This is a genomic window from Pseudonocardia sp. KRD291 (assembly GCF_019263595.1).
Taxonomy (GTDB): domain Bacteria; phylum Actinomycetota; class Actinomycetes; order Mycobacteriales; family Pseudonocardiaceae; genus Pseudonocardia.
Genome location: NZ_JADQDD010000012.1, coordinates 1 through 19314 on the forward strand (window position 1 = coordinate 1; position 19314 = coordinate 19314).

A 19314-nucleotide genomic window follows, 5' to 3' on the forward strand; every position below is an offset into this window, starting at 1 on the left:
GGCGCGGCGCCGTCGGTGCTGGTCGGGACGAGCGCCGGTGCCCTGAACGTCGCGGTGCTGGCCGGGCTGGCGCACGCCCGTCCGGAGGAGGCCTGCGCCGAGCTGACCCGCCGGTGGAGCGACGTGCGCCTCGACGACGTCCTCGACGTCGGCGGGACGGTCGTCGGGACGAGTGCGGGCCTGACCGGGCAGGTGCTCGGGCTGCCGGCCGTGCTGCGTGCCCTGGTCGGCCTGCCCCTACGCCTGACCAGCCTCGTCGACCCCGGCCGCCAGCTCGAGACGCTCACCCGGGTCGTCGACTGGGACCGGTTGCACGACAACATCGCCCGCGGCCCGGTGGACGCCGTCGCGGTGGCCACCACCTCCGTCGCGACCGGCGGCACACTCGTGTTCGTCGAGTGCAAGGACTCGGTGGAGCTCCCGCCGCCGGACACCAAGCGCGACATCACCTACGTCGACACCGTGCTCACCCCGGAGCACCTGCTCGCCTCCGCCGCGGTGCCGACGCTGTTCCGGCCGGTCCGGATCGACTCCCCCCGGGAGCACGCGGGCTGGTACCTCGACGGCGGGGTCCGGATGAACACCCCGCTCAAGCCCGCCCTCGCGCTGGGCTGCGACCGGCTCGGCGTGGTGGCCACGACCCCGGAGGTGCCGTCGGCGCCACCGCCCGCGGACCCCGACGCGATCGAGCCGGACGTCTTCGCGGCCGGTGCGCTGGCGCTGCGGATCCTGCTCGGCGGCGCGGTGACCGACGACCTGCGGGCCCTGCTCGCCGTCAACGCGCAGGCGCGGGCCGTCTCGGCCGACCCGCACGACCTGGTCGACGTCTGGTTCGCCGGCCCGCCGGCGGACCGTGCGACCGACCTCGCGACGCTGGCGAACGCGGTGTTCCGGCGCGGGTTCCGGGGACGCCGTGCGATGCGCAGCCCGGGCCTGTGGGCGCTGGACCGCGCGATCGGCGGGTCCGACGCCGACCACGGCGAGCTGCTCAGCTTCCTGTTCTTCGACCCGACGTTCGCCGAGGCCGCGATCGCGCTGGGCGCCGAGCACGCCGCCCTGCTGCCGGAACCGGTGTCCTGACCGGGCCCCCGGTTCCTGCCGGGCAGGCGGAACCGGCCGGGACACCGCCGCGCCGGCGTCAGCCCTGGGTGATCCGGACCGCGACCTGCTCGTTGTTCAGGGTGTAGCAGACGTAGCGGAACCCGAGGTCGTGCTTGTCGGCGTACTCCCACCAGGCGCGGGCCTCGTGCTGCTCCCACTCCGGGAAGTTCAGGAACTCGTCGAACAGGACGATGCTGCCGGGCCGCAGCCGCGGGCCGACGGCGTCGAGAACCGTCGCGGCGGAGGAGTACAGGTCCGAGTCGACGTGCAGGAAGTCCACCGGCCCCGGGTGCGCGTCCAGGAACCCGTGCACCGTGTCCGAGAAGAGGCCGACGACCAGCTCCGCGCCCGGCACGTCGGGCAGCCCGTCGAGGTCGTCGAACGCGCCGGTGCCGAACCCGGAGCGCCACAGCTCGGGCAGCCCGGTGAACGAGTCGAAGCCGTACACGCGGCCGTCGACGCGGTGCTGCGCGATCGCGCGCAGGGTGCCTCCGGTGTAGACGCCGAACTCCAGCGCCATCCCACCGTTCGGGGCGAGGCCCAGCGCGTGCGCCAGCGTCTCCGGCGGGGCGGCGAGCATCGTCGCGTCGGACATGGACTCGCGGGCGAACCGGGCGCTGGTCAGCACCGCCTCGCGCTCCCCCGCGGCGATCATGTCCCGGCGGTCGCGCACCTCGGCGGCGTGCACCTCGGCGATCGCGCGGTCCACCTCGTGGCGCAGCCGGTGGTCGAACGTGTCACGCAGCGCGGCCAGCTCGGTGCGCAACGCCGCGGTCTGGGCCGCGGTGTGGCGGGCCAGCACCTCGTCGAGGAGACGGCCCGCCGAGCGTCGGGCGCGCCGGACCAGCCGGCGTGCCGGGTCCCGCAGCAGGGGCGGCACCGCCCCCGAGGTGACCAAGGTGGGTCAGAGCTCGCGGGAGGCCCGGAGCCGTCCCAGCGCCTCCTCCAGGATCGCGTCGCCGTCGGCGTCGCTGCGACGCTCCTTCACGTAGGCGAGGTGCGTCTTGTACGGCTCGTTGCGCAGCGGCGCGGGCGGCGCCTGCGCGTCGCGGCCACCGGGGAGCCCGCAGCGCGGGCAGTCCCAGGTGTCCGGGATCTCGGCGCCGGAGGCGAACCAGGTGTCGTTCACGTGCCCGTTCGCGCAGTAGTACGGGACGAGCTCGCGCGACGCCGTCTCGCCACGCTCGGACTCCCCCATCGGACCGGCCCCCACGCGCGTTCCGCGGATCGCGTTGCCACCTGCCATCGTGATGTCTCCCTAGCGTCGAGGAGTGCGGGACGGGCGGTGCTCAGCCCGCCGAGATCAGCAGACCGTTACCGATGACCGCGATCAGCCAGATCAGGGCCACGAAGACCGTGTACCGGGAGACGTTGCGGTCCGCGGCGGCGGAGCCGGACAGGCTCGACTGCACGCCGCCGCCGAACAGGCTGGTCAGACCTCCACCACGGCTGCGCTGCAGCAGGATCAGCACGACCAGCAGCACGCTGGTGATGATGAGGACGATCTGCAGGGTCAGCAGCACGCGGAAGGGTCCAATCTCGTTCGCTCGCCGGAGTCCTCGAGGATACCCGCGTACACCGGCGGTGTGACCGGCGCCCCTCTGCGCGCGAGGGGGCGCCGGAGCGGCGTCCGGACCGCGCGGGGCGGCGTCAGGGCAGGGGTCCGCCCGCGGAGATCGCGCAGAGCTTGGCGAACTCGTCGGCGTCCAGGCTCGCGCCGCCGACCAGCGCCCCGTCGACGTCGTCCTGGCCCACGATCTCGGCCACGTTGGACGACTTCACCGAACCGCCGTAGAGCACCCGCGCCCCGGCGGCGACGTCGTCGCCGTAGAGCTCGCGCAGGGTCTCCCGCAGGGCGGCGCACACCTCCTGGGCATCCGCCGCACCGGCCACCCGGCCGGTCCCGATCGCCCAGACCGGCTCGTAGGCCAGCACCAGCGATCCCGCCTGCTCCGCGGTGACCTTGGCCAGGGCACCGCGCAGCTGGTCGGTGCAGTGCTGCACGTGGTTGCCCGCCTCGCGCACGTCGAGGCCCTCGCCGACGCACAGGATCGGGGTCAGACCGTGCCTGCCCGCGGCGTGCACCTTGGCGTTGACGAGCGCGTCGTCCTCGCCGTGGATCTCGCGACGCTCGGAGTGCCCGATCACGACGTAGGTGCAGCCCAGCTTGGCCAGCATCGCCCCGGACACGTCACCGGTGTAGGCACCGGACTCGTGCGGGGACAGGTCCTGGGCACCGTGCACCATGTGCAGACGGTCGCCGTCGATCATGGTCTGGATGCTGCGGATGTCGGTGAACGGCGGGATGACCGCCACGTCGACCTTGGCGTAGTAGCGCTCCGGCAGCGCGAACGCCAGCTTCTGCACCAGCCCGATGGCCTCGAGGTGGTTCAGGTTCATCTTCCAGTTGCCGGCGATCAGGACCTTGCGTCCGACGACCGGGGTGCTGTCCGACTTCGTCACTCTACTGCTCCTCCAGGACGGCCACACCGGGCAACGTCTCCCCCTCCAGGAACTCCAACGACGCTCCGCCGCCGGTGGAGATGTGCGAGAAGCCGCCCTCGGGCAGGCCCAGCGCACGCACCGCGGCCGCGGAGTCCCCACCGCCGACGACGCTGAACGCGCCCGCCGTGGTGGCGTCCACGATCGCCTGCGCGACCCCGCGGGTACCCGAGGCGAACGGCGCCATCTCGAACACACCCATCGGCCCGTTCCAGAACACGGTCCGGGCCTTCCCGATCTCGCCGGCGAACGCGGCGACCGACTCCGGGCCGATGTCCAGGCCCATCCAGCCGTCGGGGATCTCGCCGACCGCGACCGTCCTCGTGTCGGCGTCGGCCGCGAACCGGTCGGCCACCACCACGTCCGTCGGCAGGACGATCTTGCCGGACTCCAGCAGCCTCCGGCAGCTCTCGACCTGGTCCGACTCGAGCAGCGACGAGCCCACGCCGTGCCCCCGGGCGGCCAGGAACGTGAAGCACATCCCGCCCCCGACCAGCAGCCGGTCGACGGTCGGCAGCAGCGCCTCGATCACGGCCAGCTTGTCCGAGACCTTGGACCCGCCCAGCACGACGGCGTAGGGCCGCTCCGGGCCCTGCCCGCTCCCGTTGCGCGAGCTGCTCTCGCCGGTCAGGGTCCGGAGCACCTCCACCTCGGAGAGCACGAGGCCCCCCGCGTAGGAGTCGAGCCGCTGCGCGACGTCGTAGACCGACGCCTGCTCGCGGTGCACCACACCGAACCCGTCGGAGACGAACGCGGCGTCGTCGCCCACCAGCGCGACCAGCTCGTCGGCGAACGCGCCGCGCTCGGCGCCGTCCTTGCTGGTCTCGCGCGGGTCGAACCGGATGTTCTCCAGCAGCACCACGTCGCCGGCGGCCATGTTCGGCAGCTCCTTGCCCAGCTCGGCCAGGCGTACCGGGGCGGCGCGCAGGTCACCGAGGCGCTCGGCGACCGGGGCGAGCGAGTACCTCTGTTCGGGCCCGTCCTTCGGGCGGCCCAGGTGTGCCATGACCACGACCAGCGCACCGGCCTCGGCCAGCGCGGTGATCGTCGGGACCGACGCCCGGATGCGGCCGTCGTCGGTGATGTTCCGGTCGTCGTCGAGCGGGACGTTGAGGTCGCTGCGCACCAGGACGTGGCGGCCCTGGACGCCGGAGTCGAGCAGGTCGTCGAGCGTCCTCACAGCGTCGACGCCACCAGCCCGGCGATGTCGACCAGGCGGTTCGAGTAGCCCCACTCGTTGTCGTACCAGCCGACGACCTTGACCTGGTTGCCGATGACCTTGGTCAGGCCCGCGTCGAAGATCGTCGAGTGCGGGTCGGTCACGATGTCGGAGGACACGATCGGGTCCTCGGTGTACTTGAGGACGCCCTGGAGCGGGCCGCTCTCGGCCGCCGCCTTGAACGCGGCGTTGATCTCCGCGACGGTCGCCTCCTTGCGGACCTCCACGGTCAGGTCGGTGGCCGAGCCGGTGGGGATCGGCACCCGCAGCGCGTAGCCGTCGAGCTTGCCCTTGAGGTGCGGCATGACCAGCGAGATCGCCTTGGCCGCACCGGTCGAGGTCGGCACGACGTTGATCGCGGCGGCACGGGCCCGGCGGAGGTCCTTGTGCGGACCGTCCTGCAGGTTCTGGTCCTGGGTGTAGGCGTGGATCGTGGTCATCAGACCCTTCTCGATCCCCAGCAGGTCGTCGAGCACCTTCGCCAGCGGCGCGAGGCAGTTGGTGGTGCAGGACGCGTTCGAGATCACGTTCTGCGATCCGTCGTAGTCGCCGTCGTTGACGCCCTTGACGATCGTGATGTCCTCGTCGCTGGCCGGCGCGGAGATGACGACCTTCTTGGCACCGGCGTCGAGGTGCTTGGCGGCGGCCTCGCGCTTGGTGAACAGACCGGTCGACTCGACGACGACGTCGACGCCCAGGTCCTTCCAGGGCAGCTCGGCGGGGTCACGCACGGCCAGGCCCTTGAAGCCCTTGCCGTCGACGACGATCTCGTCGTCGGTCGAGGAGACGTCGTAGGGCAGCCGGCCGAGGATCGAGTCGTACTTCAGCAGGTGCGCGAGGGTGGCGTTGTCGGTGATGTCGTTCACCGCGACGATCTCGATGTCGCTGGTTCCGGCGACGCGCTGGGCGTCCACCGCGCGCCAGAAGTTCCGGCCGATCCGGCCGAACCCGTTCACTCCTACGCGGACCGTCACTGTGCCTCCACAGGCTCGTCGTACGTCTGTATCAACCGTGCCACCGGGGTCCGGCGACGAGCGGCGCGCCCCTGGTCGGGCGTGCCGCGGGCGGTACTCCGGCGCCACCCTATCTGCTGAAACCACCGGGGCCGGGGGCCCGGGACGGGTGACCTGCGCCGCGATCCGGAACGCCGGGCCTCCCCTACCCTGCTCCCGTCCGGCGCGGGTTCAGGCCGTGGCGCCGAGCAGGCGACGCCACCACGCGCGACGGGCCGGGGCCGGGGCGGACGCCGCGGCGCGCTCGTCGTCGGTGAACCCCTCGACCGGCTCCCACGGGCGCGACGCGCGGGCCCGGGACACGAACGCCGACGCCGCGGCGAGCCCGGCCCGCACGCCGTCGGACCCCGGCCCGGCGAGGATCGCGGCCGTCGCCGGGACACCCAGCCGGGCCTCGGCGATCGCGACGGCGGTCAGGACGTCGGACCACTCGCCCTCCGCGGGGACGCCCGCCTCCCCGGGTACGCCGTCGTTGTGGACCTCGTCGGTGCCGGGTGCTCCGGTGGCAGCCGTGGAAGCAGTGCCGGCCGGCCGCGGCGTGGACGACACGTCCACCAGCACGAACTCCCACGCGTAGTCGCGACGCTGACGCTCGACCAGCTTCCGGACGCGTTCGGTGTCCCCTGTGTCGGCGGCGGTGTCGCCGACGACCGCCAGCACCACCCGCTCCGGGCGCTCGGACTCCTCCAGCCCGGCCAGCCCGGCTCCGACGTCGTCGATCAGCGTGACGATGCCCTCGTGCAAGGCCGACCGCCCGCGGGGCTTCAGAGCCACCGGTGCGACGTCGGCGACCGGGCGCTGCGCGCAGGCGCTCTGCTGCCCGCCCCCGCCGCACGCGGCCAGGGTGACCAGCAGCTCACCCGGACGTTCCCGCTGGTCGGCGAGCAGCGCGTCGACCCCGGAACGGATCGCGTCGGCCACCGGGCGCGCGGAGCTGGATCGATCGAGAAGGACGGCGAGGAGAGACAGACCCGGTTTCGTCACGGCGGCATGATGCCCGAGCCACCGCGGCCTCCGACGCACCACCCCTGGCCACGGACGGTCACCACCCGGGCGGACACACGAGGACCACGCGAGGTGCCGACTTCCGGCTCCGGGGTCCGCGATCACCGGTTCCGCCCGCCCTTGATCAGTGAGGTCGTGCGAAAGGCTGCACGTGTGCAGGTTGTCGCACGATTCCGGTGATCATGCGGCGTGCGCCAGGACCGAGCCGACCTCGGTCACGACGGTGGCCGGTGACTCCGACAGGTCGTGCCAGGTGAAACGCAGCAGCGTCCAGCCCGGCCTCGACGAGCTCGTTGCCCTTGCGCCGGTCCGTCCGGAAGCGGTCGACGTCGACGTGCCAGGCCCAGCCGTCGACCTCCACCGCGACCCTGGGCACCGGAAACGCCAGGTCGATCGTGTACGGGCCGAACGGGTGACCGAGCGTCCACCCGGTGATCCCGGCCCGGCGCAGGATCTTCACCAGGAGTCGTTCGGCCACCGACCCGGCGCCGTCGGCCGCGGCGGTGAGCATCCGACCGGCCTTCGCCGACCCCGGCGACCCGAGCGATCGGCAGTAGGCGCGGTACACCGCCGGGGAAACGGACGTGCTTCTGCAGCGCCCGGTCCAGGAAGGCCGGGCCACCGGTGGTCATCGCGACGGCGGTGTCGAGCGCGGCACGCGGTGGGGCGACGACGGCGACACCGCGCACGACGACCCGGTCCGCCGCGGCGACGATGCGGCGCCGGACCCGCAGACCCGTCCGTGAGCGCAGACCGGCCGTCGGCGGCACCACGATCTCCGCGACCTCGCCGGGATCGCGGAGCATGCCGTGCCAGAACGCGGCCGAGGCCGAGCCGACCAACGGGCCGTCACCGGTGTGCAGAGGACCGGACAGCAGGGCACCGGAGTGCAGGGCGGCGGCCCGGACCCGCGCCTCGCCGGTCAGCCGGTGGCCACCGGCCAGGAACACCCCCGGGTACAGACGCGTCCACGACCCGGACCGGACACGTCGCCACGCGGTGTCGGCGGAGAGCCCGCAGGCCACGACCTGGGCCAGCGTGATCACGCCCGCCTGCTCGCGGAGGACCTCCTCGAGAGTCACCGCCGCAGGATCCCCGCCCCCGGGCCCCGGCCGGACCGGAACCGCGAGCGGAGTTCACCCCCGTGAAGCCGGAAGATCACCGCGATCGTGCGAGAACCTGCACCGATGCAGGTTCTCGCACGGTTTCGGTGATCAGCAGCCAGGGGTCAGCAGCCAGGGATCAGCGGCGGTGACCAGCGGCAGGGGTCAGGCCGGGTCCTCGGCCTCCAGGAGCTCCGCGGTGACGGCGGACTCGGTGTCCGGGATGCCCAGGTCGGCGGCGCGCTTGTCGGCCATGTGGAGCAGGCGCCGGATACGACCGGCGACGGCGTCCTTGGTCATCGGCGGGTCGGCCAGCTGGCCGAGCTCCTCCAGGGAGGCCTGGGTGTGCTCGGCGCGGAGCCGGCCGGCGGTCTGCAGGTGCTCCGGGACGTCGTCGCCGAGGATCTCCAGGGCGCGCTGCACCCGGGCCGCGGCGGCCACCGCGGCCCGGGCGGAACGGCGCAGGTTGGCGTCGTCGAAGTTGGCCAGGCGGTTCGCGGTGGCCCGGACCTCGCGGCGCATCCGCCGTTCCTCCCAGGCCAGGACGCACTGGTGGGCGCCCATCCGGGTCAGGAGCGCGCCGATCGCGTCGCCGTCGCGGACGACGACCCGGTCCGCCCCGCGCACCTCTCTGGCCTTCGCCCCCACGCCCAGCCGGCGCGCGGCGCCGACCAGGGCGAGCGCGGCCTCCGGGCCGGGGCAGGTGACCTCCAGCGAGGAGCTGCGCCCGGGCTCGGTGAGCGACCCGTGCGCCAGGAACGCACCCCGCCAGGCCGCCTCGGCGTCGGCCAGGTCCCCGGAGACGACGGGCGGGGGCAGCCCGCGCACCGGGCGTCCGCGGTTGTCCAGCAGGCCGGTCTGCCGGGCCAGCCCCTCGCCGTCGCGGATCACCCGGATCACGTAGCGGGCGCTGCGGCGCAGCCCGCCGGCCGTGATGACATGGGCTTCGGCGGTGTGCCCGTAGAGCTCGTGGATCTCGCGGCGCAGGCGCCGAGCGACCGAGCCGGTGTCCACCTCGGCCTCGATGACGACGCGGCCACCGACGATGTGCAGGCCCCCGGCGAACCGGAGCAGCGAGGCCACCTCGGCCCGTCGCGAGGACTGCTTGGTGACGGTGAGCCGGCTCAGCTCGTCCTTCACCGCGGCGGTCATGGCCATCGCGGGCTCCTCTCCGACAGGTGCGCCATCACATCTCCCTCGGCCCACCCCGGGGCGGGTGCACCCGGCTGCGCCGCAACGGTTCCTCCGGCACGGCCCGGGTCGGGGCCGATGATCTCGTCGAACACCTCGAGCAGCGCCTCCGCCAGCGCCGCCGGGTCGTGTCGGGGGCTCGTCGCGGCGTCGTCCGCGACCGGAGCCAGACGGACCCGGCCCCCGGCCACGAGCATCGACGCGGCGGCCTGCTCCAGCCGATCCGGCAGCGGCACCGCGCCGGCGTCGGCGAGCACCGCGTGCGCACGCAGCGACGGGGCGTGCCCGGACAGTACCTCCAGGTGCCGCTCCGGCGAGAAGCCGGCGGTCTCGCCCGGCTCCGGGGCCAGGTTCAGCAGCACGACCCGGCGCGCCGAGGTCTCCAGGACCGCGTCGCGCAGCTGCGGGACGAGCAGGTGCGGCAGCACGCTGGTGAACCACGACCCCGGCCCGAGCAGCACGACGTCGGCGTCGCGGACCGCGCGCACCGCCTCCGGGCAGGCCGGCGGGTCCTCCGGGCGCAGCCACACCCGCAGCACCCGCCCGGGCGTCGACGCGACCGCGACCTGGCCGCGGATCCGGTACGGCCCGGGTACGTCGTCGAGCTCGACCTCGGCCTCGATGTCGAGCGGAACCGTCGACATCGGCAGCACCCGCCCGGTCGCACCGAGCAGCCCGCCGACGGTGTCCAGCGTCGCGACCGGGTCGTCGGTGACCTCGAGCAACCCGGCCAGCAGCAGGTTCCCGACGGCGTGCCCGGCCAGTGCCCCGCTGCCGCCGAAGCGGTGCTGGACCAGCTCGGACCAGAACCGGCCGCGCTCGTCGTCGGCGGCCAGCGCGGACAGCGCCATCCGCAGGTCCCCCGGCGGCAGCGAGCCCAGCTCCCGGCGCAGGCGCCCGGACGAGCCGCCGTCGTCGGCCACCGTGACCACGGCCGTCACCTCGGAGACCCGCGGGGCGCACCGGCGCAGGGCGGACAGCGTCGCGTGCAGGCCGTGGCCCCCGCCCAGCGCGACGACCCGCAACCCGCGACCGCCGTCCGCGGCCGGCTCGCTCTCCGGCCTCACTTCCTGCCTCACTCGCGGCCCATGTCCCGGTGCGTGACGTGCACCTGCACGCCGTCGGACCCGGCGAGCCTGCGGCCGATCTCCTCGCTGATCGCGACGCTGCGGTGCTTGCCGCCGGTGCAGCCCACCGCGACCGTCAGGTACCGCTTGCCCTCGCGGCGGTAACCGGCGCCGACCAGGCCGAGCAGCTCCAGGTAGCGGTCGACGAACTCGGCGGCGCCCTCCTGGGAGAGCACGTAGTCGCGTACCTCGGCGTCGCGCCCGGTGTGCTCGCGCAGCTCCGGGATCCAGTGCGGGTTGGGCAGGAACCGCACGTCGACGACGAGGTCGGCGTCGAGCGGGAGCCCGTACTTGTAGCCGAACGAGAGCACCGTGACCCGGGTCGCCGCCTCGGCGCCCGCGCCCATGAACGACCGCTCGATCCGTCCGCGCAGGTCGTGCACCGACAGGTTCGAGGTGTCGACGACGAGGTCGGCGTCCTCGCGCAGCGGGCGCAGCACCTCGCGCTCGGCGTCGATCCCGTCGGTGAGCCGGCCGCCACCCTGCAGCGGGTGCGAGCGGCGGTTGTTCTCGAAGCGCCGGACCAGCACCGCGTCCGAGGCCTCCAGGAACAGCAGCCTGGGCCGGTAGCCGCGGCCGTCGAGGTCCTTGATGATCGAGCCGAGGTCGTCGGTGAACGCACGGCTGCGCACGTCCATCACGACCGCGATCCGGGTCACCTCGCCGCGGGCCCGGGAGCCGAGCTCGACCATCGTCGCGATCAGCTCCGGGGGCAGGTTGTCCACCACGAACCAGCCCAGGTCCTCCAGGACCTTCGCCGCCGTGCTCCGTCCGGCCCCGGACAGGCCGCTGACCACGGCGACCTCGATGCCCGGGCCCCGGGCGTCCACCGGGTCGGACACCTCGTCGGCGGGCGGGGTCCGTGCCTCGTCGGTCCCCGGCGGTCCTGCTGCACCCGTCATCGTCGCCCCTCCGAACCGATGGCGTCCTGCGTCCCGTCCGCGGCCGGGGCCGCCTGCTCGTCGCCCCGCAGCGCGGCCTGCACCGCCTCCGCGGTCCGGCGGCCGAACCCCGGCACCGCGCTGATCTCCTCCACCCCGGCGTCGCGCAGCTTGCGCACCGACCCGAAGTGCTTGAGCAACGCCTGCTTGCGGGCCGGGCCGAGCCCCGGCACGCCGTCCAGCGCGGAGACCGTCATGCCCTTGGAACGACGCTGGCGGTGGTAGGTGATGGCGAACCGGTGCGCCTCGTCGCGCACCCGCTGCAGGAGGTAGAGCCCCTCGCTCGTGCGGGAGAGGATGACCGGGTCCTCGTCGTCGGGCAACCACACCTCCTCCAGCCGCTTCGCCAGCCCGCAGACCGCGACGTCGGTGATCCCCAGCTCGGCGAGCACCGCCGCGGCCGCGTCGACCTGCGGTTTCCCGCCGTCGACGACGAGCAGGTTCGGCGCGTAGGCGAACTTGCGCGGCCGGCCGGTCTCGGGGTCGATGCCGGTGCGCACCGTCGGCTCCGCGTCGGCCTCGGCGGACTGTGCGACGGCGTCGGAGGACTCGGTGTCCGCCGGCCCTGCGTTACCGGCGTCCGCTGCGGTCTCGGCGAGGTACCGGCGGAAGCGGCGCCGCACGACCTCCGCGATCGAGGCCACGTCACCCCGTTCCGCCGCGTCCTTGATCTCGAAGCGGCGGTACTCGGACTTGCGCGCCAGCCCGTCCTCGAACACCACCAGGGATGCGACGACGTTCGTGCCCTGCACGTGGCTGATGTCCACGCACTCGATCCGCAACGGGGCGGTGTCGAGCTCGAGACCCTCCTGGATCTCCTGCAGCGCCGCCGACCGTGCGGTCAGGTCGCCTGCGCGACGCAGCTTGTGCTGCTGGAATGCCTCCTTGGCGTTGCGCGCGACGGTCTCGGCCAGCGCCCGCTTGTCCCCGCGCTGCGGGATCCGCAGCGCGACCCGGGACCCGCGCAGGCCGGAGAGCCAGTCGGTCAGCGAGCCGACCTCGGCCGGCAGCTCGGGGACCAGGATCTCCTTGGGCACCGGCTGGGTCGCGTCGTCGGCGGACCCGGCCAGGGCGGCCTGCTCGCCGTAGAACTGGATGACGAACCGCTCCACGAGCTGGGCGGTGTCGGTCGGCTCGACCTTGTCGATCACCCATCCGCGCTGGCCGCGGACCCGGCCGCCGCGCACGTGGAAGACCTGGACGGCGGCCTCGAGCTCGTCCTGCGCGAACGCGACGACGTCGGCGTCGGTGCCGTCCCCGAGCACCACCTGCTGGCGCTCCATGGCCCGGCGAAGGGCGCCGAGGTCGTCGCGCAGTCGGGCGGCGCGCTCGAACTCCAGGTTGTCCGACGCCTCGGCCATCTGCCGCTCGAACTCGCGGACCATCCGGTCGGTGCGCCCGGAGAGGAAGTCGGAGAAGTCCTCGACGATCTCGCGGTGCCGCTGCGCGTCGACGTTGCCCACGCACGGGGCGGAGCACTTGTCGATGTAGCCGAGCAGGCAGGGACGCCCGATCTGGCCGTGCCGCTTGAACACCCCCGCGCTGCAGGTCCGCGCCGGGAACACGCGCAGCAGCAGGTCCAGGGTCTCGCGGATGGCCCAGGCGTGGGCGTAGGGGCCGAAGTAGCGGACGCCCTTGCGGCGCGGGCCGCGGTAGACGTGCAGGCGCGGGTACTGCTCGTTCATCGTCACCGCGAGCACCGGGTAGGTCTTGTCGTCGCGGTAGCGGACGTTGAACCGCGGGTCGTACTCCTTGATCCAGTTGTACTCGAGCTGCAGCGCCTCGACCTCGGTGCCGACGACGGTCCACTCGACCTGCGACGCCGTGGTCACCATCTGGCGGGTGCGGGGGTGCAGGCCGGACAGGTCCGCGAAGTAGGAGTTCAGCCGTTGCCGCAGGCTCTTGGCCTTGCCCACGTAGATGACCCGGCCCCGCGGGTCGGAGAATCGGTAGACCCCCGGCGACTCCGGGATCGTCCCGGTCGCCGGTCGGTACGTGCTGGGGTCGGGCATGGTGCGCTCCAGGGTAGTTCGGCGTGTCCCGGGCGTGTCCGCACCCGCCCCACCGACCGGCGGGCGGGCGGGGTGTAGAGAGGAACGGCCGGAAATGTCGGTGGCCCGGGGTACACAGTCTCCGAACAGTAGTTCGAAGGAGGACCTGCGATGACGACCGACACCGATGCCGGCCCCACGTCCCCGCCCGGCGACCCGGGCGTCCCGGCCGCGCGCCTGGACCGGGTGCGCAAGCTCCTGGCCAAGGCCGAGCGGGCCGGCACCCCGGACGAGGCCGAGATCTACACCGCGAAGGCCGTCGAGCTGATGGCCCGGCACGGCATCGACGACGCCGTGCTCGCCGCCGCGGACCCGCTGCGCACCGCGGACCGGATCGGCTCGGTCCGGATCGAGATCGACGACCCGTACAGCGCCGGGAAGGCCCGGCTGCTGGGCTGGACCGCGTCGGCGCTGCGCTGCCGCTGGGTGATGCACGACGCGCGGGGCGGGCGGGTGCCCGCGGTCACCGTGTTCGGGTTCGACTCGGACCGGGAGCGGGCCGAGCTGCTCTACACCTCGCTGTTGCTGCAGGCCGCCCGTCCGCTCGCCGAGCTGCGCCCGCCCCGTGCGGACGAGTCGGTGTCGGCCTACCGGCGGTCCTGGCTCTACGGCTTCGCGGCCCGGATCCACGAGCGGCTGCGCGAGGCCGAGGGCCGTGCGGTGCGGGAGCGCGACGACGCGGTGGCCGGCTCCCGGGCGGGGAGCTCGACCGCGCTGGTCCTGGCCGACCGCACCGACGAGGTGGACCGTGCCTACGCCGAGGAGTTCCCGTCGTTGCGGCGGGCGCGGCGTCCCGCGGTGTCCGGGTCCGGGTACCGCCACGGCGCGGACGCCGCGGACCGGGCCGACCTGGGCGGCGGCCCGGAGCTGGGCGGCCCCGGCCGTGGCCGTGTGCTGCCCCCGGCGCGCTGAGACGCCCCCGGGGCGTTCCCGGTCAGCCCTGTGCGGGGCGTCGGGAGTCCTGGTGCAGGCCACGCAGGGTCCGGATGCCCCGGACCGCGAGCTGCCGGTCCACCGCCTGCACGGCGAGCACCGGGAGGTACTCGTCGTCGGGGAGGTCGATCCGGGCCCAGGACGCGCCGTCCGGGAACGCGACGGCCTCGACCTCGGGCCACGGGTACCAGTGCGTCGCCCCGACGTTGCGGACCTCGATCCCGCCGGAGTCGGCGCGCACCCGGGGGCGGGCCATCAGCAGCAGGCCACCGGCGATGAGCAGGCCCAGCACGAAGATCGAGACCTGGTCGGCGGCCCGGAAGTACACCCCGGTGTCGACCTCGGGCATCAGGTAGCCGACCACGGCGAAGATCACCACGACGACCGCGGCCGACACCCACGCGCTGATCAGCAGGGTGCGCGGGCGCAGGACGACGGGGTCCGGGCCGATCCCCTGTGCGGGAGCGCCGTCGCCCTGCGCGGGAGCGCCGTCGCCCTGCGCGGGAGCGCCGTCGCCCTGCGCGGGAGCGCCGTTACTGCCCCCGGGGCCGGTCGTACCGGTCGTGTCCGCCTCGGTCATGTCCGCACCTCCGGTGTCGCGTCCGCGCGCAGCTCGCGCAGCACCAGGGCGGACTGCAGTGCCGCCCGGCACGCCTCCGCACCCTTGTCCTCGGCCGAGCCCGGCACGCCGGAACGGTCGACCGCCTGCTCCACGGTGTCGGTGGTGAGCACGCCGTTGCCGACCGGGATCCGCTCGTCGAGCCCGACCCGGGTCAGCCCGGCGGTCACCGAGTCGCACACGTACTCGAAGTGCGGGGTACCGCCGCGCACGACGACGCCCAGCGCCACGACGGCGTCGTGGGTGCGGGCCAGCTCCTGGACGACCACCGCCAGCTCCAGCGTGCCGGCGACGCGCACGACGGTCGGCTCGGCACCGGCCCGCCGCGCCGTGTCGACGGCGCGGTCGAGCAACGTGTCCACGATCTCCGCGTGCCACTGCGTGGCCACCACGCCGACCCTGACCCCGTCGGCGCGCAGCTCCCCGGCCTGCTGCTTGAGGGCGTTGAGCTTCTCGGTCGAGGCCTGCTTCTGCGGCGGGGTCATCGGCACGAACTTCGCCGCCTGGACGATCTGGTCGTTCTGGGCCAGGTAGAACTCGGTGAACGAGACCACCTGCGGCTTACGCAGCCCGGCGTCGGAGGCGTAGATGAACAGCGGGCGAGCCAGCGGCTTGTAGGTGCCGTCCTGAACCGTTGCCGCCGACGGGGTCACGCAGCCCTGCCCGCCGTTGACCTGCACGGCCTTCACCCGCTGGGCGTTCTCCTCGAAGTAGGAGTAGCCGAAGTAGCCCAGCGCGCCGCGGTTCCCCGACACGCCCTGCACGGTGACGTTGTCGTTCTCCGACGGGCTGTAGTCGGTGCGGCTCGCGCCCTCCTCCCCGTTGATCTCGTCGGTGAAGTAGTCGAAGGTGCCCGAATCCGCGCCCGGCCCGAACAGCGCCAGCGGTTCCGGCGGGAAGCTCGGGTCGACCTGGTTCCAGGTCTTGACCTGCGAGCCCGGCGCCCACATCGCCTTGAGCTGAGCCACGGTCAGACAGCTCGCCCAGGTGTTCTGCGGGTTGGTCACCACCGTCAGCGCGTCGTTGGCGACCTGGATCTCCTCGTACTTGATTCCCTTCGCGGCGCACTGCTGCTTCTCCGAATCCGAGATCGGCCGCGAGGCGTTGGAGATGTCGGTCTCGCCGTTGCAGAACTTCTGGAACCCGCCGCCGGTCCCGGAGGTTCCCACCGTGACATTCACGCCCGGGTTCTGGCCCTGATACAGCTCCGCCGCGGCCGAGGACAGCGGCTCGACCGTCGACGATCCGTCGATCAGCACCGGACCCGAGACCTGCTGGCCCTGGGCCTGCTCACCTGCTCCGCCGCCACCACATGCCACCAGCGCGACACTTGCCGCCGCAGCGACGAGCACCGCCGATGCACTTCGCACCTGCCGAACACTCACGAAGACGCCCTTCCAGAGCAGCGATAGGGCGGGACGCTGGAGCCACCCCGCCGGGGGACGCCTGAATCGAACATTCTCGATGCGAACGTGAGATGAACGCGACCTGAACTTCGCTTCTTGGATCGGTCAATTTCGATCTACTCGTCGGTGATCTACCGGTCGAACAGGCGCATCTCGCGAGCTCGTGAGTCGCCACACGGCAACGGTGGCGGGGGGTGCCTCTCAGCCCAGCTGGCAGGCGACGACATCTCGCTCTGCGCATGGCGCGAGTCCGCCCCGGGCGCGCGACGAGGCCGACCCGACGTGGCCAGAACGGGTGGTCCAGGCGAGGAAAGCAGGTTGGGTCCGGTGCGCCGCCCCGAACCTTTGCGTTGCGCAGTAATCTTGGCGGTGATGGGCACACACCAGGCCGATGACACAGCCAGTAGCCGATCATCGGTACCGACGGACGGTCCAGATCCCGCCCTCGCGGCAGTAGATGCCCCAGATCCTGCTCAGGACAACACGCTGCAGCACGACATCGCCGACGGGCTGGCGGACATCGCGGCCGACGCTGTCGCCGGTGACGCCGCAGCGTTGTTCAAAGCTCTCGCCGACCCACGACGGCTTCAGCTGGTCGCCCTGGCCCAGCAGGCCCCACAGGCCGAGGTCTGCTTCTGCGACCTCATCGACGTCTTCCCGCTCCCCCAGTCGTCGCTGAGCCATCACCTGCGTGTGCTCGTCGACGCGGGCGTCTTCGAACGCGAGCGACGGGGCACCTGGAGCTGGTACCGCTTGCGCGACGAGGCGGTCGCCCAGCTCACCGACGCGCTACGACTCGACGGCCTCCTGCACCAGTTGCTCCGTCGCGAGCACGCCGACAACCCCAAGCTCATCAGCGCAACAGACGCGCCGGCCTCACAGTGCGGCGCCATCCCGCCGGCCGGCGACTGACAGTCACCTGAGGTTCCAAGCCACCTGCCAAACGCGCACCCCGGCAGCACCCGCACCGCGACTCCACGGGGCACGCTGTCGGGCCCGACGCCGCCGGGGTCCGGATCCAGCCGCCGTTGACGGGGTTCCCGTCCCGCGGAGTCGCAGTGCCGGTGCTCAGCCGCCGACCTTGTCCATTGTGTGGCCGGAGCAGCAGGTGGGGTTCTGCTGGCCCGGGCATCCCTCGGCGGCGCTCCGGGTGACCGTCACCTCGCAACCGCAACTCTGGTCCGGGCAGCGGTACACCTCGCCCTCACGCAGCGCCATGACGCTCACACTCCCTCTTCGGTGATTTCCAGTGCCGGTCTCTCCGGCACGGCGACGCTAGAACCCGGCCCCGGGGGCCGGGTCAACAATGGCGAGCAACGCATAGATCACAGACACGATCGGAAGGGGCGACGAGATGGCCGAGGACGCGATCTGGACGATGGGGCAGGCGGGGCGGGCAGCCGGAGTGACGCGCAAGGCGATCCGGGTCTACGAGCAGCGCGGGTTGCTCTCGCCGACGGGCCGAACCGCGGCCGGGTACCGGATGTTCAGCGACGGTGACGTCGACACCCTGCGCTTCATCCGCCGCGCCCGGACGTTGGGCCTGGGCCTCGACGACGTCGGCGAGGTACTCGACGAGCACCGAGGCGGCGGATCACCCTGCTCCTCGGTACGCGTCCGCCTCGACCAACGCATCACCGAGATCGACCAAGCGATGGCCGAACTCAGTCAGCTACGGGTCTCCCTGGTCGAGGCAACGACGCGCTGCCAGCCCGCAGGCGTCGAGGAGAAGATCTGTCCGATCATCGAGGCAGAACCCACGGAGCCCGCCGTACCCGACGACGTTCCCGGTGAGCACCCTCGCACCCGCCATGACCTCTCACCCGTCAAGACTGACGGGGTGAGCGGAGACTCCGTGTAGGCACGGACCCGACAGCGAAGGCGGTCGCCACCACGGCTGCGCCGGCGAGCAGCATGAACACCGGCGGGTAGCCGCCGAGCAGTTCGGCGAGCGCGCTGCCGGCCCAGGGCGAGACGGCGACGGCGAGCATCGACGGTGCGGAGATCAGCCCGTTGAGCCGGCCGTAGAAGCGTGGGTGCCAGCGGTCGGACAAGGCGGTGGCCTGCAGCAGGGTGAATACCCCGCGGGCCGCGCCGGCGAGCATCGCGGCGACGATGAGTCCCCACGGTGGGCCGGAGAGGACGGCGAGCAGGACAGTGGTCGCGGCGAGCGTGCCGAGGATCAGCACCGCCCGTCCGCGTGCCCCGGAGCGGCGGGTGAGCCGGGTGTAGCCGAGCCGGCCCAGGACCTGCCCGACTCCACCGAGCCCGAGCGCCCAGGCGGCCAGGTCGGTGGTGAGGCCGCGCTCCATGAGCAGCGGGACCTGGTTGACGGTGACCGCGAACGCGGTGAACGCGCCCAGGAACAATGCGGCGCCGAGCAGAAGGAACGCGCGGCTGCGCACGATCCGGGAGGGGTCATCGTCGGCGCCGTCTGCGATCCCGTCGGCGTTGTCGGTGGCGGGCTCGACCGGGTCCGGCCACGGGCCGCGGAGCCCGAACAGGTGGGCGGGGATGGTGATCGCGGCCAGGACCACGGCGAGCACCAGGTAGGTGCCCCGCCAGCCGAACGGGCCCAGCAGTGCCGCGGTCAACGGGGCGAACACGGTGCTGGCCAGCCCGGCCACCAGCGTCAGACCGGTCAGGGCGCGCACCCGGTCGCGGCCCCACCAGCGGGTCAGCGCGGCGAAGGCCGGCGGGTAGAACGTCGCAGCCTGGGCCACTCCGGCCAGCAGCCACGCGGCGACGAACCACGGCAGGGACCCGGCGGCGGCGATCGCCACGGTCGCGGGCACCGCGATCACCGAACCGGCGGTCATCACCCACCGGGGGCCGTGCCGGTCGAGCAGGCGACCGACCGGAATCCCGACCAGCGCCGATACCACCAGCCCGCCGGAGAACGCGGCAGTGATCGTGCTCAACGACCAGCCGGTGTCGGCCGCGATCGACGGAGCCAGCACGGGGAAGGCGTAGTAGAGCACGCCCCAGCTGGTGATCTCGGTGACGCACAGGACCACCAGCACCCGCCACAGGCCGCGCTGCGACAGACCACCGGGCGGCAACGGTGAGCCGGAGCCCACCGTTGCCGCCGTGTCGCGGTTCT

Annotated in this window: 20 protein-coding genes and 2 pseudogenes; 5 read left to right on the forward strand and 17 right to left on the reverse strand. The window is 73.1% G+C overall.

What is annotated here, in order from left to right; all coding sequences use genetic code 11:
* Nucleotides 1-1080: patatin-like phospholipase family protein (locus I4I78_RS03515; protein ID WP_218609714.1), on the forward strand; the 1080-nt coding region annotated here is incomplete at its 5' end.
* A 58-nt stretch (nucleotides 1081-1138) separates the two neighbouring features.
* Here I4I78_RS03515 and I4I78_RS03520 read toward each other — a convergent pair.
* From I4I78_RS03520 to I4I78_RS32525, 8 genes are all read right to left on the reverse strand, one after another.
* Nucleotides 1139-1981 carry a class I SAM-dependent methyltransferase gene (locus I4I78_RS03520; RefSeq protein WP_308251877.1) on the reverse strand — a complete coding sequence of 281 codons (843 nt, stop codon included), beginning with the start codon at nucleotides 1979-1981 and terminating at the stop codon, nucleotides 1139-1141.
* A gap of 24 nt (nucleotides 1982-2005) precedes the next feature.
* Entirely contained in the window at nucleotides 2006-2347 is a 342-nt protein-coding gene (locus I4I78_RS03525) for an RNA polymerase-binding protein RbpA (protein WP_218609715.1), read from the reverse strand.
* A 43-nt stretch (nucleotides 2348-2390) separates the two neighbouring features.
* Complete coding sequence (gene secG / locus I4I78_RS03530; protein WP_218609716.1) at nucleotides 2391-2624, reverse strand: preprotein translocase subunit SecG; 234 nt, start codon at nucleotides 2622-2624, stop codon at nucleotides 2391-2393.
* Between the two features lie 127 nt (nucleotides 2625-2751).
* Nucleotides 2752-3564 (reverse strand): triose-phosphate isomerase, encoded by an 813-nt coding sequence (gene tpiA, locus I4I78_RS03535; RefSeq protein WP_218609717.1) that lies wholly within the window; start codon nucleotides 3562-3564, stop codon nucleotides 2752-2754.
* Nucleotide 3565: 1 nt separating this feature from the next.
* Nucleotides 3566-4783 (reverse strand): phosphoglycerate kinase, encoded by a 1218-nt coding sequence (gene pgk / locus I4I78_RS03540; RefSeq protein ID WP_218609718.1) that lies wholly within the window; start codon nucleotides 4781-4783, stop codon nucleotides 3566-3568.
* On the reverse strand, nucleotides 4780-5796 hold the full coding sequence (gap, locus tag I4I78_RS03545) for a type I glyceraldehyde-3-phosphate dehydrogenase (protein WP_218609719.1): 1017 nt from the start codon (nucleotides 5794-5796) through the stop codon (nucleotides 4780-4782). The genes pgk and gap overlap by 4 nt, the downstream gene beginning before the upstream one ends.
* A gap of 210 nt (nucleotides 5797-6006) precedes the next feature.
* Nucleotides 6007-6819, reverse strand: a complete 813-nt coding sequence (locus I4I78_RS03550; RefSeq protein ID WP_218609720.1) for a hypothetical protein — start codon at nucleotides 6817-6819, stop codon at nucleotides 6007-6009.
* 145 nt (nucleotides 6820-6964) lie between these two features.
* Nucleotides 6965-7351 (reverse strand): endonuclease domain-containing protein, encoded by a 387-nt coding sequence (locus I4I78_RS32525; protein ID WP_226379024.1) that lies wholly within the window; start codon nucleotides 7349-7351, stop codon nucleotides 6965-6967.
* 73 nt (nucleotides 7352-7424) lie between these two features.
* Here I4I78_RS32525 and I4I78_RS32530 point away from each other — a divergent pair, with 73 nt between their 5' ends.
* A complete protein-coding gene (locus I4I78_RS32530) occupies nucleotides 7425-7586 on the forward strand; it encodes a hypothetical protein (protein WP_226379025.1) in 162 nt (53 codons plus the stop codon).
* A gap of 210 nt (nucleotides 7587-7796) precedes the next feature.
* Here I4I78_RS32530 and I4I78_RS34165 read toward each other — a convergent pair.
* From I4I78_RS34165 to uvrC, 5 genes and pseudogenes are all read right to left on the reverse strand, one after another.
* A pseudogene (locus I4I78_RS34165) lies at nucleotides 7797-7922 on the reverse strand (type IV toxin-antitoxin system AbiEi family antitoxin domain-containing protein); the annotation flags it as partial.
* 186 nt (nucleotides 7923-8108) lie between these two features.
* Entirely contained in the window at nucleotides 8109-9101 is a 993-nt protein-coding gene (gene whiA / locus I4I78_RS03560) for a DNA-binding protein WhiA (RefSeq protein WP_218609722.1), read from the reverse strand.
* Nucleotides 9092-10159, reverse strand: a complete 1068-nt coding sequence (gene yvcK, locus I4I78_RS03565) for a uridine diphosphate-N-acetylglucosamine-binding protein YvcK (protein ID WP_218609755.1) — start codon at nucleotides 10157-10159, stop codon at nucleotides 9092-9094. Before yvcK ends, whiA begins: the two co-directional genes overlap by 10 nt.
* A gap of 50 nt (nucleotides 10160-10209) precedes the next feature.
* Nucleotides 10210-11070: an RNase adapter RapZ gene (gene rapZ / locus I4I78_RS03570; protein WP_218609756.1), complete on the reverse strand. Its 861-nt coding sequence runs from the start codon at nucleotides 11068-11070 to the stop codon at nucleotides 10210-10212.
* 89 nt (nucleotides 11071-11159) lie between these two features.
* A complete protein-coding gene (gene uvrC, locus I4I78_RS03575; protein WP_218609723.1) occupies nucleotides 11160-13214 on the reverse strand; it encodes an excinuclease ABC subunit UvrC in 2055 nt (684 codons plus the stop codon).
* Between the two features lie 150 nt (nucleotides 13215-13364).
* Here uvrC and I4I78_RS03580 point away from each other — a divergent pair, with 150 nt between their 5' ends.
* Complete coding sequence (locus I4I78_RS03580) at nucleotides 13365-14165, forward strand: DUF2786 domain-containing protein (RefSeq protein ID WP_218609724.1); 801 nt, start codon at nucleotides 13365-13367, stop codon at nucleotides 14163-14165.
* Nucleotides 14166-14187: 22 nt separating this feature from the next.
* On the opposite strand, the gene I4I78_RS03585 is transcribed toward I4I78_RS03580, so the two are convergent.
* The 3 genes and pseudogenes from I4I78_RS03585 to I4I78_RS32540 all read right to left on the reverse strand — a co-directional run.
* Entirely contained in the window at nucleotides 14188-14766 is a 579-nt protein-coding gene (locus I4I78_RS03585) for a PH domain-containing protein (protein WP_218609725.1), read from the reverse strand.
* Complete coding sequence (gene ribH, locus I4I78_RS32535; RefSeq protein WP_226379035.1) at nucleotides 14763-15290, reverse strand: 6,7-dimethyl-8-ribityllumazine synthase; 528 nt, start codon at nucleotides 15288-15290, stop codon at nucleotides 14763-14765. Before ribH ends, I4I78_RS03585 begins: the two co-directional genes overlap by 4 nt.
* Nucleotides 15291-15299: 9 nt before the next feature.
* Nucleotides 15300-16190 (reverse strand): annotated as a pseudogene (locus tag I4I78_RS32540) (PstS family phosphate ABC transporter substrate-binding protein); the annotation flags it as partial.
* A gap of 393 nt (nucleotides 16191-16583) precedes the next feature.
* Between I4I78_RS32540 and I4I78_RS03595 the strand changes: the two are divergent.
* Both I4I78_RS03595 and I4I78_RS03600 read left to right on the forward strand, forming a co-directional pair.
* Nucleotides 16584-17123: a helix-turn-helix transcriptional regulator gene (locus I4I78_RS03595; protein WP_218609757.1), complete on the forward strand. Its 540-nt coding sequence runs from the start codon at nucleotides 16584-16586 to the stop codon at nucleotides 17121-17123.
* A gap of 442 nt (nucleotides 17124-17565) precedes the next feature.
* Complete coding sequence (locus tag I4I78_RS03600) at nucleotides 17566-18072, forward strand: MerR family DNA-binding protein (RefSeq protein WP_226379027.1); 507 nt, start codon at nucleotides 17566-17568, stop codon at nucleotides 18070-18072.
* On the opposite strand, the gene I4I78_RS03605 is transcribed toward I4I78_RS03600, so the two are convergent.
* Nucleotides 18038-19273, reverse strand: a complete 1236-nt coding sequence (locus tag I4I78_RS03605) for an MFS transporter (RefSeq protein WP_226379036.1) — start codon at nucleotides 19271-19273, stop codon at nucleotides 18038-18040. The genes I4I78_RS03600 and I4I78_RS03605 overlap by 35 nt on opposite strands.
* Nucleotides 19274-19314: the final 41 nt, after the last annotated feature.

Coding starts and splice junctions, on each gene's coding strand:
- whiA (WP_218609722.1), bottom strand. CDS start 9,101: ATGGCCATGACCGCCGCGGTGAAGGACGAGCTGAGCCGGCTCACCGTC.
- I4I78_RS03600 (WP_226379027.1), top strand. CDS start 17,566: ATGGCCGAGGACGCGATCTGGACGATGGGGCAGGCGGGGCGGGCAGCC.
- I4I78_RS03595 (WP_218609757.1), top strand. CDS start 16,584: ATGGGCACACACCAGGCCGATGACACAGCCAGTAGCCGATCATCGGTA.
- I4I78_RS32525 (WP_226379024.1), bottom strand. CDS start 7,351: ATGCTCACCGCCGCGGCCGACGGCGCCGGGTCGGTGGCCGAACGACTC.
- I4I78_RS03585 (WP_218609725.1), bottom strand. CDS start 14,766: ATGACCGAGGCGGACACGACCGGTACGACCGGCCCCGGGGGCAGTAAC.
- ribH (WP_226379035.1), bottom strand. CDS start 15,290: ATGACCCCGCCGCAGAAGCAGGCCTCGACCGAGAAGCTCAACGCCCTC.
- I4I78_RS03580 (WP_218609724.1), top strand. CDS start 13,365: ATGACGACCGACACCGATGCCGGCCCCACGTCCCCGCCCGGCGACCCG.
- uvrC (WP_218609723.1), bottom strand. CDS start 13,214: ATGCCCGACCCCAGCACGTACCGACCGGCGACCGGGACGATCCCGGAG.
- I4I78_RS03525 (WP_218609715.1), bottom strand. CDS start 2,347: ATGGCAGGTGGCAACGCGATCCGCGGAACGCGCGTGGGGGCCGGTCCG.